Consider the following 11447-nt stretch of genomic DNA (forward strand, 5'->3'; position numbering starts at 1 on the left):
ACTGCGCGGGCGGGATGCCGAGCCCGAACAGCGACGAGCGCTGGTCGGTGACCCAGCGGACGAACTTCCTGTCGAAGAAGGGGGCGAATTTCGTCTCGAAGATACGCCTTTGCTCGTCGATGTCGCGCGCTTCGAGCAATTGGCGCGGATCGGCCTTCATCAGCCGCGCGAGCAGGTGCGCGACGCCGATGAAATTGCCGAGCAGCCCGCGCTTGTAGAGGCCCGAGGCAAAGCCGTTGATGCGGCGGCGGCCGATGAGGTCGCGCCCTTCCCAATAGCGACGGCTGACCTCGTCGAGGTGCGGGCGGACATAGGCTTCATAGGCGCCGACATTGTCGCCGCTGTCGGCATCGGCGAAAAAGCGGCGGAAGCTTTCATAGTCGGGAAGCTGCTGCGCCGCGACGCGCTTCAGGTGATTCAACGCGACATGCGCGGTGTTGAGGTCGACCGCGACGATTTCGGCGGGGTCGGCGGTCAGATAGGAAAAGACGTTGCAGCCACCGCTGGCGATCGTCGCGATGCGATTGCCCGGCTCGATCGCCAGCGCCTCCATATCGACGACCGGGTCCTCCCAGATCTGCGCGTAAACAAGCCCGCGAAAGGCGAGTGCGAAGGCGCGGTCGAGCAGGCGCTGTTTCTGCTCGGCATCCTCACGGACGACGGCGTCGGATATCTTGCGATTGGGCTGGCTGGCCATGGGCAGGTCTCCCGGAGAAAGGTGGATCCGGGGCCGCCCATGACAGCGATTCTTGCGATTCCCGCGTCGGTTCGATGACAAATCGACGACTGCCGGAAAAATCCCCTCACTCGAAGCGAGAGGGATTTGTTAGTCGCGGCAATAACCCTCGCCATCCTTGACGATCAGGCATTCCTTCTTGCCGGCGAGATATTTGAGGCCGGTCTCGTCGCCGCTGCCGCGGCGTAGCGACAGCTCTTCGGTGCCGCGCTTGAATTTGATGCCATGTTCGCTGTCGTTGCCGTCATAGGTCCCCTTGGTGTCGAGGTCCGACTGCATCTCCAGCTTGTATTTGCCCGGCTCGCCGGGGGTGATCGTCACGAACATGCCCTCGACGCCGGTCCATTTGCCCGCCCAGTCGGCGAAGCGGTGCGGCGCGGTCGCGGGGTCGGTCGGAGCCGCCTCTTCGGCTGGCATCGTCTCGTCAGGAACGACGGTGGTCTCGGTCGTCTCGGGCGCCGGCGCCGCGGCCTTTTCACAACCCGACAGCAATATCAGCGCCGCCACGCCCGACAGGATGATCGCCTTTTGCATGATAAATCTCCTTCGCCCTTGCAACGCACCAGCGCCGATTAGTTTCCGGCCAAAATCTCCGCATAATGTTTCGGGTCGACGTTGCCGCCCGACAGCGTGACCAGCGTCGCCTTGCCCGGCGACACCTTGCCCGCGAGCACCGCCGCGAGCGCCGCCGCGCCGCCGGGTTCGACGACGAGATGCAATTTCTCGAACACCAGCCGCATCGCATGGCGCACTTCCTCGCGCGTTACCGCGACGCCGCGCACCCCGCGCGCCTGCAGCACCGCGAAATTGATCGGCCAGGTCTGCGGCGTCTGGAGCGCGTCGCATTCGGTCGGATAGGCTAGGTCCTCGACCGACAGGATTTCGCCCGCCTCCAGGCTGCGCGTCACATCGTCCCAGCCCTGGGGCTCGACCGCGACGAGTTCGGTGTCGGGCAGCGCGAGCGCCAGCCCCGCCGACAGCCCGCCGCCGCCGCAGCAGGCGACGACCTTGTCGAACCCGTCTATCCCGCGCGCGCGAAGCTGCGCCTCGGCCTCGATCCCGGCACTTCCCTGCCCCTCGATGATCCAGGGGTCGCCATAGGCATGGACCAGCGTCCCGCCATTTTCCTCGAGCAACTTCGCCGCGACCGCATCGCGCGATTCGGTCACGCGATCATAGAGTATGACCTCAGCCCCCAGCGCACGCGTCGCCGCCAGCTTCATCTGCGGCGCGTTGCTCGGCATCACGATCGTCGCCTTGATGCCCAGCCGTTTCGCCGCCCAGGCGACCCCCTGCGCATGATTGCCGCTCGACACGCCGACGACGCCTGCCGCAGCCTGTTCGGGGGACAGGTCGGACAAGCGGTGCCACGCGCCGCGAATCTTGAACGCGCCGACGGGCTGCAGACATTCGGCCTTGCACCAGACCGTGACGCCATCGACCTCGAGCGGCAGCAACGGGGTCGGCGGCAATAATGCAGCGACTTTCGCCGCCGCGCGTTCGACCCCCGCGAGGCTGGGCGCGCGTGCCGGGTCGAGCAGGGCATCGTGACGGGCATCTGGGCTTTGCTGTGTCATGGCTTCGTCCTATAGGGCGCGGCATACAAGACAAGCCGCATAGGTCTGCGGGCAGGAGATTTTCGATGAGCAAGGTTTTGGTGATCGGCGCAGGCGGCGTCGGATCGGTCGCGGTGCACAAGATGGCGATGAACCCCGACATCTTTCCGCACATCACGCTGGCGAGCCGCCGCAAGTTCAAATGCGACGCGATCGCCGAGTCGGTGAAGGCGCGCACCGGGGTGACGATCGACACCGCCGAGGTCGACGCCGACCATATCGACGCGACCGCGGCGCTGATCCGCTCGATCGGCGCAACGCATGTCGTCAACCTCGCGCTGCCCTATCAGGACCTCACGATCATGGAGGCCTGCCTGTCGACCGGCGCGCATTATATGGACACCGCGAACTACGAACCGCGCGACGAGGCGAAGTTCGAATATCATTGGCAATGGGCGTATCAGGACCGCTTCAAGGACGCCGGACTGATGGCGCTGCTCGGCTCGGGCTTCGACCCCGGCGTCACCAGCGTCTTCACCACCTGGCTCAAGAAGCATCATTTCGACCGCATCGACACGCTCGACATCCTCGACTGCAACGGCGGCGACCATGGCCAGCATTTCGCGACCAACTTCAATCCCGAGATCAATATCCGCGAAGTGACCGCGGTCGCGCGTCACTGGGAAAATGGCGACTGGGTCGAAACCCCGCCGATGTCGGTGAAGCAGAAGTTCGACTTCGAGGCGGTGGGCGAAAAGACGATGTACCTCATGTATCATGAGGAGATCGAAAGCCTGAAGACGCACCTGCCCGAAATCCGGCGCATCCGCTTCTGGATGACCTTCGGCGAAGCCTATATCACCCACCTCACCGTGCTGCAGAATGTCGGCATGACGCGGATCGACCCGGTCATCTACGAAGGCCGCGAGATCGTCCCGCTGCAGTTCCTGAAGGCCGTGCTGCCCGAACCCTCGAGCCTTGGCGAGACGACCAAGGGCAAGACCAACATCGGCGTCATCGCGACCGGCCTCGGCAAGGACGGCCAGGAAAAGACGCTCTATCTCTACAATATCTGCGACCATGAGGACGCTTTTGCCGAAACCGGCAACCAGGCGGTCAGCTACACCACCGGCGTGCCCGCGATGATCGGCGCGGCGATGATGGTGCAGGACATCTGGAGCGGCGCGGGTGTGTTCAACATGGAACAGTTCGACCCCGATCCCTTCATGGACATGCTCAACAACCACGGCCTGCCCTGGCAGGTGAAGGAACTCGCGGGCCCGCTCGATTTCTGAGTCCATTCCCTCATTCGTCATTCCCGCGAACAGGGGAACCCGGTAGCAACGGCAGAACCGGGTCCCCGCTTTCGCGGGGATGACGAAAGGGTTTTTCTTTCATGACGTTCCGTATCGCGGCGTTCGCGCTGCTTGCCGCATTCGCTTCGCCCGCCGCCGCGCAAACCGAAGACCCCTACGCCCCCGCGCGCGCGATCGTCGCCGATATCGGCAAGATCGTCACCCCGAACGGCGTGCAGGAAAGCTTCGAGGTCACGCTCGGCGGCGCGCGACAGGTCGTCAACGTGCGCGGCGCCGACCGCGACAATCCGATCCTCATCTTCGTCCATGGCGGCCCCGGCGCGGTCGAAATGCCCTTTGCCTGGGCGTTCCAGCGCCCGTGGGAGGATGTCTTCACCGTCGTCCAGTACGACCAGCGCGGCGCGGGGCGCAGCTATCCGCTGAACGACCCCGCGACGCTCGCGCCCACGATGACGCTCGACCGCTATCGCGACGACGCCATCGAACTGATCGAACTGCTCCAGAAGAAATACGGCAAGCGCAAGGTCGTGCTGCTCGGACACAGTTGGGGCTCGGTGGTCGGCCTGTCGGTCGCGGTGAAGCGCCCCGACCTTCTCTACGCCTATGTCGGCGTCGGCCAGGCGATCGATTTCCGCGAGGGCGAAGCGGTCGGCATGGCGTGGACGCGCAGCCAGGCGCTACTCGCGGGCAATATGGACGCAGTCGATGCGATCGACGCGCTCGCACCCTATCCGCGCGGCGACTTCACCATCGCCAAGGCCGACGGCTGGCGCAAATATGCGATTCCTTTCGGCTCGCTCGTCTACAACAAGCCCGACCTCAAATATTATTTCCAGACCCCGCGCCTCTCGCCCGAATATGGCCCCGCCGACGTAGCGGCGTGGGGCAAGGGCAGCGAATTTTCGGTGACGACGCTCTGGCCGCGGCTCGCCGACGTCAGCTTTCATCCGGTGAAGAAAATGAACGTGCCGCTGGTCTTCCTGCTCGGCCGCCACGACTATACCGTTCCCTCGCCGGTGGCTGCCCATTGGTTCGAACAGGTGAAGGCCCCGTCGAAGAAGCTCGTCTGGCTCGAACATTCGGCGCATATGCCGATGGTCGAGGAGCCGGGGCATTTCTTCGCTGCCTTGCTCCGGGACGTACTGCCGCTGACGAAGGACAAGAGATGACGCCCTATATCCTGCCGATCTTCCTGCTCGTCATCTCGAACATCTTCATGACGTTTGCCTGGTACGGCCACCTCGGCGACGTCTCGCGCCCGATGTGGCTCGCGATCCTGCTCGCCTGGGGCATCGCCTTTTTCGAATATTGCGTCGCGGTCCCCGCGAACCGCATCGGCCACAGCGTCTATTCGACCGCCGAACTCAAGACGATGCAGGAGGTGATCACGCTGATCGTCTTCGCCGCCTTCGCGGTCTTCTGGCTCGGCGAAAAGCTCACGATCAACCATCTCGTCGGCTTCCTGCTGATCGCGGGCGGCGCCTTTTTCATCTTCAAGGGACCGATTGCGGCCTGACCCCGGCCCCGCTAGCTTCCCTCCAAAGGGGAGAGCGACATGGCGGACGACAACGCAATTTCACGGCGCAGCTTCGCCGTCGGCGCGGCGGGCCTCGCGGCGCTACCGGTCGCGGCCGAGGCCGCCAAGCCAGCGAAGCCCGCACCCATCCCGGTGGGCAAGCCCTTCATTCTCACCACATGGGATTTCGGCCCCGGCGCCAATGCGATCGGCTGGCCGATGCTGGCGGAGGGTCGCTCCTCGCTCGACGTGGTTGAGGCGGCGATCAACCATGTCGAACTGCTCGGCGACTATTGGGTCGGCGCCGACGGCGTGCCGAACGAGGTCGGCGAAACGACGCTCGACGCGATGATATTGTGGGGTCCGACGCACGACATCGGTGCGGTCGGCTGCCTCAAGCGCGTCAAGAAGGCGATCTCGGTCGCGCGCAAGGTCATGGAGGAAACCCAGCACACATTGATCGTCGGCGACGACGCGACGCGCTTCGCCGCGCGCATGGGCTTCACCGAAACCTCGCTCACCGGCCCCAAGTCGCAGGCCGCCTTCGCCAAATGGGCCGAAAAGGGCGAGAAATCCGACGCCTTCGGCCCCGAACCGCTCGCAAAGGACGCCAAGCTCGCGGGCCACGATACCGTCGGCAGCATCGCGCTCGACGCCGCGGGCAACCTGACCGTCGGCTGCTCGACCAACGGCCGCGAGTTCAAGATTCCCGGCCGCGTCGGCGACTCGCCGATCCCCGGTGCCGGCGCCTATGGCGACCAGGCGGTCGGCGGGGCGGTCGCGACGGGCAATGGCGACGTGATGATGCGTTTCCTGCCGACCTATCACGCGGTCGAACTGATGCGCGGCGGCATGCACCCGCAGGCCGCCGCCGAAGCCGCGATCCAGCGCATCGAGGATGCAGGCTACAAGATCGGCGGCGGCATCGCGGTCATCCGCCGCGACGGCGTTCATGGCGGCGCCAAGACGGGGTGGCAGGACAATCCCTTCAGCTATTCGGTCCAGACCGCGAGCGGAAATGTGAAGGTGCCGGTCGCATAGCGACACCCCCTTCCTTCCGCCCCCCAAAGCCCCTACATGCGCGGCCATGGAAACCAGAGCCGGCGACCCCGGGGCCTTTGCCCATTTCGACCTTAATCGCGTCCCCTCGCCCGCCTTCGTCGTCGACGCGGCGAAGGTCCGCGCGAACCTTGCGGTGCTGCGCCAGATCGGCGACGCGTCGGGCGCGCGCGTGCTGGCGGCGCTCAAGGCCTTTTCGATGTGGTCGCTGGGTTCCACCGTGGCGGGCACGCTCGACGGCGTCTGCGCCTCGGGCCTTTACGAAGCGCGGCTCGGGCGCGAGGAATATGGCGGGCCGCACGGCGACAAGGAGGTCGCGACCTATTGCGCCGCCTACAAGGCCGAGGACCTGCCCGAAATCTGCCGCCTGTCGGACCATCTGATCTTCAACTCGCCCGGCCAGATCGCGCGCTTCCGCCCGCTGCTCGACGATTTGCGTGCCAAGGGCGAGACGTTCGACATTGGCCTCCGCATCAATCCGCAGCACAGCGAGGGCGAGGTTCCCAAATATGATCCCGCCGCGCCGTGCAGCCGCCTCGGCTTCCCCGTCGGCCAGCTCCTCCCCGAACATATGGAGGGCGTCGACGGCATCCATATGCACGTCTTGTGCGAACAGGATTTCCCGCCGCTCGCGCGCACCTGGGCCGCGGTCGAACCCTTGCTCGCGCCCTATGTCGGCCAACTCAAATGGATCAACTTCGGCGGGGGCCACCACGTCACGCGCGCCGATTATCAGGTCGATGACCTGATCGCCTTCCTGAAAGGCGTGCGCGAGACCACCGGCTGCGACGTCATGATCGAACCCGGCGAAGCGGTCGCGCTCGACGCGGGCATCCTCGTCGGCGAGATCCTCGACCTGTTCGACAACAGCATGGCCATCGGCATCACCGACATCAGCGCGACCTGCCACATGCCCGACGTGATCGAAGCGCCCTATCGCCCCGCGATGCTCGGCGAGCTGAGCGAGGGCCCGGTGACCCGCCTCGGCGGCCCGTCGTGCCTCGCGGGCGACGTGATCGGCGACTATCGCCTGCCCTCGTCGGCGGATGCCGACAAATCATCGGATGGCGGCGCCCGGATAGGCCAGCGCTTCGCCTTCCTCGACCAGGCGCATTATTCGATGGTCAAGACGAACACCTTCAACGGCGTGCCGCTGCCGTCGATCTGGCTGTGGGACAGCGAGAGCGACGCGCTGACTTTGGTCCGCGAATTCGCCTATGAGGATTTCAAGACGCGGCTGAGCTGATCAAAAATGTGAGCCGTTGAAGATCAGCCCGACCGCACGCCCCCGCGCATCGGTCGCGGCAAGCGCGTTCCAGACATCCTCGCATTCGAACCCGCACTGGATATCGCGGCTCTCGTGGCGGGCGCTGACCCGGTACTGGCCGGCGGCCGCCTGAACGCATCCGTTCGCGGTGCGCGCCTTGGTAAAGGCCGTATTCTGCGCCTTGTCGCCACCCTTCGCCGGAATCGCCCGAACCGCAGCCCGCGCTGCGTCGATTGTCGGGCACGAATAGACGACGCTCATTGCAGCGGGATCATAGTCGAGCCGGCCCTCGGGGGCGAACTCCGCCAGCCAGCGCTCGAAATCGGTGCGCGGATGCTTGTTGTTGCCCGTCTCGTCGACGATCCCGACCAGCGCCGTACCTTTTGCATTGGCGCCGCGATAGACGAGATAGGTTTCGTCGCCCCCGGCCAGCGCCAGCGTCCGGCGTGCGACGACCTCGCCGATCGTGATGACGGTCGTGGCGTCGGGGCCGCCCTGCACGCATCCGGTCGCCTTCAGCCCTTCGAAGAACAGACCGGTGTCGAGCGTATGGTTCCGCGGAGCGGGCTGGACACCATGATAGTGGTCGAGCATCGTCTTTGCCGCAGCTTCATCCGGACAGATCACGGTCGAAAAATCACTGGGAATATCGGTTTTCCCGGGCAGCGGCTCACCCGCGCCCTGCACTGCCGCAACGATCATCAATGCTGCCAGGCTCATCTTCACCCTCTTTTTCGCTTCGATGCCAACAGCTTATCGCGTGGCGCCCTAGAAGGTCAATTGCCGGTTGCGGCGATCTCCGCCAGCGCCTGGTGGATATCGCTGACCACCACCGATCCCTCGCCCACCGACGAGGCGACGCGCTTCACCGATCCCTTGCGCACGTCGCCGATGGCATAGATGCGCGGCCAGCTCGTCTCGTAACGGCTCGGCATGCGGTCGAGCGCCCAGCCCGCCTTGACCAGCTCGATCGGCGCGATGTCGGTGCCGGTCTTCACGAAACCCCGCTCGTCGCACACCATTTCCTTGGGCAGCCAGCCGGTGTTCGGCGTCGCACCGAGGAAGAGGAACAGGAAGCCGCAGTCGCAATGATCTTCAGCACCGGTCTCGCGGCAGCGATAGGTCAGCCCGCCGAGCCGGTCCTCGCCGTGCAGCGCAACCACGTCGGTCGATCCGATAATCTCGATATTGGGATGTTCCTCGAGCCGCTTGACCAGATATTCGGACATCGTCTCGCGCAGGCTCTTGCGGCGGAAAATGACGTAAACCTTCTTCGCGACGCTCGCGAGATAGATGGCGCCCTGCCCCGCCGAATTGCCCGACCCGACGACGGTTACCTCGGCGTTGCCGCACAGCTGCGCCTCCATCGGCGTCGCGCCATAATAGATGCCGCGCCCCTCATAGGCTTCGATCCCTTCGATCGGCAGCCGCTGATATTGCGCGCCCGACGCGACGACGACGGCGCGGCTGCGCAGCTTCCGCCCATCGACGAGGTGCAGGCAATAGGCGTCGCCGTCGCGCCCGATCGACGCCGCGCGCACCGGCGACACCAGCCGCGCACCGAATTTCTGCGCCTGGACCGTCGCCCGCCGCGCCAGTTCGTTGCCCGAAATGCCGGTCGGGAAGCCAAGGTAATTCTCGATCTTCGACGAGGTCCCCGCCTGCCCGCCGGGCGCAAGCGAATCGAGCGCGATCACCGTCAGCCCCTCGGACGCGGCATAGACCGCCGCAGCCAGCCCCCCGGGGCCGCTGCCGACCACCAGCACATCGGCGGTCGCCCCGTCGGGCAGCAGGTCGAGCCCGAGCCCTGCGGCCAGCGCTTCGGGGGTCGGTTGGACGAGCACATCGGCCGCGCCGAGGATGACGAGCGGCAATTGCGCCTCGGTCAGCCCGCGTTCGGTCATCAGATGGCCGGCGACGGGGCCGTCGGCGGGGTCGAACCAGCGGTGCGCGACGCCGTGCTTCATCAACAGGTCGCGCATCGCATAGACGCTGCGGTCCATCGCCGCGCCGATCACGATGATCGCCGCGAAGCCGCGGCTGTTGCCGAACTCGCGCCGCGCCGCGAAGACGCGCACAAAGACATCCGAAAAATGGCTGTTGCCCGCGATCAGCCGCTGGAAATTGTCGTGCGGAATCCGCAGGATGTCGCCGTCGGCGCCCATCTCGACCCGCGACAGGTGTCGCTGCCCGGTCAGGATCGACAGGTCGCCGGCGAACTGCCCGCGCTCCATCCAGCCGACGCGGCGCGGCCCCTCGTCGGTCGCCGCGAAGATGTCGGTGTGGCCCGACAGGGTGATGATGCAATCGGGCGCCATCGTGCCCTCGGCCAGGATCAGGTCGCCCGCCTTGTGCGATTCGACCGTGCCGAAGGCGATCAATTCGTCGATCTCGGCGTCGGGAAAGGTGTGATTCACGTCGGCGGGCGGGGTCATGCGGCGCGGTCCTTTCGGCGGAGAGAGAGACCTGCAATAGCCAATATCCGCGGCTTTGTCCCCCGGTTACCGTGCGTCAGGCCCGCTTCAGCGCGACTGTTACCGATGCGTTACAAAATTGCGCGATAGGGTCTTTACAGGGGGGACCCCCCTGCATATATCGCCCTCCGCTGCCCCAGGGGGACTTCCAATAACCGCAAGGCAGCCTTGGATGTTTAACGTATTTTTTGGGGGTCCCTTGAGTTGCACCAGCATCATAGCGCCCACGGGCTGATTCAGGCACTTTCGCCGGTCGAACCTGTAACGCTTGTCCGCCCGCATGCCGCGGCGCGCGCAGCGCGTTTCTTCATCGAGCGATTTCCCGGCACGACCATGTACGCGGTCAAGGCGAATCCGTCGCCCGACCTGCTGCGCGTGCTGTGGGATTCGGGTGTCACCCATTATGACGTCGCCTCGATCGCCGAGGTGCGCCTCGTCTCGCGCACCCTACCCAAGGCGACGCTCTGCTTCATGCATCCGGTGAAGGCCGAGGAAGCGATTTCCGAAGCCTATTGGAAACATGGCGTGCGCACCTTCTCGCTCGACACGATGGACGAGCTCGAAAAGATCGTCCGCGCGACCGAGGGTGCCGAAGACCTCAACCTGCTCGTGCGCCTGCGCGTCTCGTCGGACCATTCGAAGCTCAGCCTCGCCGCCAAGTTCGGCGCCGAGCCCGAGGATGTCGCCGAACTGCTGATGGCGACCCGCCAGGCCAGCGACGCGCTCGGCATCTGCTTCCACGTCGGCAGCCAAGCGATGACCCCCCATGCCTATGCGCAGGCGATGGAGCGCGTCCGCGCCGCGATCGTCGCGGCGTCGGTCACGGTCGACATCATCGATGTCGGCGGCGGCTTCCCCTCGTCCTATCCGGGCATGGAGCCCCCGCCGCTCGGCGCCTATTTCGACACGATCCACCGGACGTTCGAAAGCCTGCCGATCAGCTATTCGGCCGAACTGTGGTGCGAACCCGGCCGCGCGCTGTCGGCCGAGTACAGCTCGCTGATCGTGCGCGTCGAAAAGCGCCGCGGCGACGAGCTCTATATCAACGACGGTGCCTATGGCGCACTGTTCGACGCCGCGCATGTCGGCTGGCGCTTCCCCGTCACGCTGCTGCGCGAGCCCGAGAGCGAAGCCGAAATGACGGCGTTCAGCTTTTACGGCCCGACCTGCGACGACCTTGACCATATGACCGGCCCCTTCTTCCTTCCCGATGACGTGAAGGCCGGTGATTTCATCGAGATCGGCATGCTCGGCGCCTATGGCTGCGCAATGCGGACCAAGTTCAACGGCTTCGGCGCCGAAGAGACGCATGTCGTCAGCGACGAACCGATGGCGAGCCTCTACAAGGGCGAAGCCGAACCCGAACGCCGCACGGCATCGGTGACCAAGCTGTTCTGAACCGGACAGCAGACGGATAAGGAAAGGGCCGGCGCTGCGAAGCGACCGGCCCTTTTCTTATGTGATAGGTCAGACCACCCTCACCCTTCCCACCGGCTTTGCCGGCGGGCCCCTTCCCTCTCCCG

Annotated in this window: 11 protein-coding genes; 6 read left to right on the plus strand and 5 right to left on the minus strand. The window is 65.4% G+C overall.

The features are described 5' to 3' along the window. The 3 genes from B1A78_RS17345 to B1A78_RS17355 form a co-directional block, all read right to left on the minus strand. Nucleotides 1-697, minus strand: a 697-nt coding sequence (locus B1A78_RS17345) for a DUF3419 family protein (RefSeq protein WP_144037880.1), incomplete at its 3' end; no start/stop codon positions are given. A gap of 129 nt (nt 698-826) precedes the next feature. Continuing rightward, a complete protein-coding gene (locus B1A78_RS17350; protein WP_077148168.1) occupies nt 827-1270 on the minus strand; it encodes a hypothetical protein in 444 nt (147 codons plus the stop codon). Between the two features lie 38 nt (nt 1271-1308). Further along, nucleotides 1309-2313, minus strand: coding sequence for a threonine/serine dehydratase (locus tag B1A78_RS17355; RefSeq protein WP_077148169.1), 1005 nt, complete (start codon nt 2311-2313; stop codon nt 1309-1311). A 65-nt stretch (nt 2314-2378) separates the two neighbouring features. Between B1A78_RS17355 and B1A78_RS17360 the strand changes: the two genes are divergently transcribed. From B1A78_RS17360 to B1A78_RS17380, 5 genes are all read left to right on the plus strand, one after another. Further along, complete coding sequence (locus tag B1A78_RS17360; RefSeq protein WP_077148170.1) at nt 2379-3587, plus strand: saccharopine dehydrogenase family protein; 1209 nt, start codon at nt 2379-2381, stop codon at nt 3585-3587. Nucleotides 3588-3688: 101 nt separating this feature from the next. Next, on the plus strand, nt 3689-4777 hold the full coding sequence (locus B1A78_RS17365; protein ID WP_077148171.1) for an alpha/beta fold hydrolase: 1089 nt from the start codon (nt 3689-3691) through the stop codon (nt 4775-4777). Continuing rightward, nucleotides 4774-5124: a DMT family protein gene (locus tag B1A78_RS17370; RefSeq protein ID WP_077148172.1), complete on the plus strand. Its 351-nt coding sequence runs from the start codon at nt 4774-4776 to the stop codon at nt 5122-5124. The genes B1A78_RS17365 and B1A78_RS17370 overlap by 4 nt, the downstream gene beginning before the upstream one ends. Nucleotides 5125-5163: 39 nt before the next feature. Next, nucleotides 5164-6165 (plus strand): N(4)-(beta-N-acetylglucosaminyl)-L-asparaginase, encoded by a 1002-nt coding sequence (locus B1A78_RS17375; protein ID WP_077148173.1) that lies wholly within the window; start codon nt 5164-5166, stop codon nt 6163-6165. A gap of 46 nt (nt 6166-6211) precedes the next feature. Beyond that, nucleotides 6212-7429 (plus strand): carboxynorspermidine decarboxylase, encoded by a 1218-nt coding sequence (locus B1A78_RS17380; RefSeq protein WP_077148174.1) that lies wholly within the window; start codon nt 6212-6214, stop codon nt 7427-7429. Here B1A78_RS17380 and B1A78_RS17385 read toward each other — a convergent pair whose 3' ends face one another. Both B1A78_RS17385 and B1A78_RS17390 read right to left on the minus strand, forming a co-directional pair. Next, nucleotides 7430-8170 (minus strand): hypothetical protein, encoded by a 741-nt coding sequence (locus B1A78_RS17385; RefSeq protein ID WP_144037881.1) that lies wholly within the window; start codon nt 8168-8170, stop codon nt 7430-7432. A gap of 56 nt (nt 8171-8226) precedes the next feature. After that, on the minus strand, nt 8227-9885 hold the full coding sequence (locus tag B1A78_RS17390; protein WP_077148176.1) for an FAD-dependent oxidoreductase: 1659 nt from the start codon (nt 9883-9885) through the stop codon (nt 8227-8229). Nucleotides 9886-10128: 243 nt separating this feature from the next. Here B1A78_RS17390 and B1A78_RS17395 point away from each other — a divergent pair, with 243 nt between their 5' ends. Next, nucleotides 10129-11322, plus strand: coding sequence for a type III PLP-dependent enzyme (locus B1A78_RS17395; protein ID WP_077148177.1), 1194 nt, complete (start codon nt 10129-10131; stop codon nt 11320-11322). Nucleotides 11323-11447 lie beyond the last annotated feature (125 nt).

The organism is Sphingopyxis sp. KK2, assembly GCF_001990265.1.
GTDB lineage: Bacteria > Pseudomonadota > Alphaproteobacteria > Sphingomonadales > Sphingomonadaceae > Sphingopyxis.

What these genes read in the sequence shown, in the direction of transcription:
- B1A78_RS17350 (WP_077148168.1), bottom strand. Translation starts at nt 1,270, where the DNA reads ATGCAAAAGGCGATCATCCTGTCGGGCGTGGCGGCGCTGATATTGCTG.
- B1A78_RS17355 (WP_077148169.1), bottom strand. Translation starts at nt 2,313, where the DNA reads ATGACACAGCAAAGCCCAGATGCCCGTCACGATGCCCTGCTCGACCCG.
- B1A78_RS17360 (WP_077148170.1), top strand. Translation starts at nt 2,379, where the DNA reads ATGAGCAAGGTTTTGGTGATCGGCGCAGGCGGCGTCGGATCGGTCGCG.
- B1A78_RS17365 (WP_077148171.1), top strand. Translation starts at nt 3,689, where the DNA reads ATGACGTTCCGTATCGCGGCGTTCGCGCTGCTTGCCGCATTCGCTTCG.
- B1A78_RS17370 (WP_077148172.1), top strand. Translation starts at nt 4,774, where the DNA reads ATGACGCCCTATATCCTGCCGATCTTCCTGCTCGTCATCTCGAACATC.
- B1A78_RS17375 (WP_077148173.1), top strand. Translation starts at nt 5,164, where the DNA reads ATGGCGGACGACAACGCAATTTCACGGCGCAGCTTCGCCGTCGGCGCG.
- B1A78_RS17380 (WP_077148174.1), top strand. Translation starts at nt 6,212, where the DNA reads ATGGAAACCAGAGCCGGCGACCCCGGGGCCTTTGCCCATTTCGACCTT.
- B1A78_RS17385 (WP_144037881.1), bottom strand. Translation starts at nt 8,170, where the DNA reads ATGAGCCTGGCAGCATTGATGATCGTTGCGGCAGTGCAGGGCGCGGGT.
- B1A78_RS17390 (WP_077148176.1), bottom strand. Translation starts at nt 9,885, where the DNA reads ATGACCCCGCCCGCCGACGTGAATCACACCTTTCCCGACGCCGAGATC.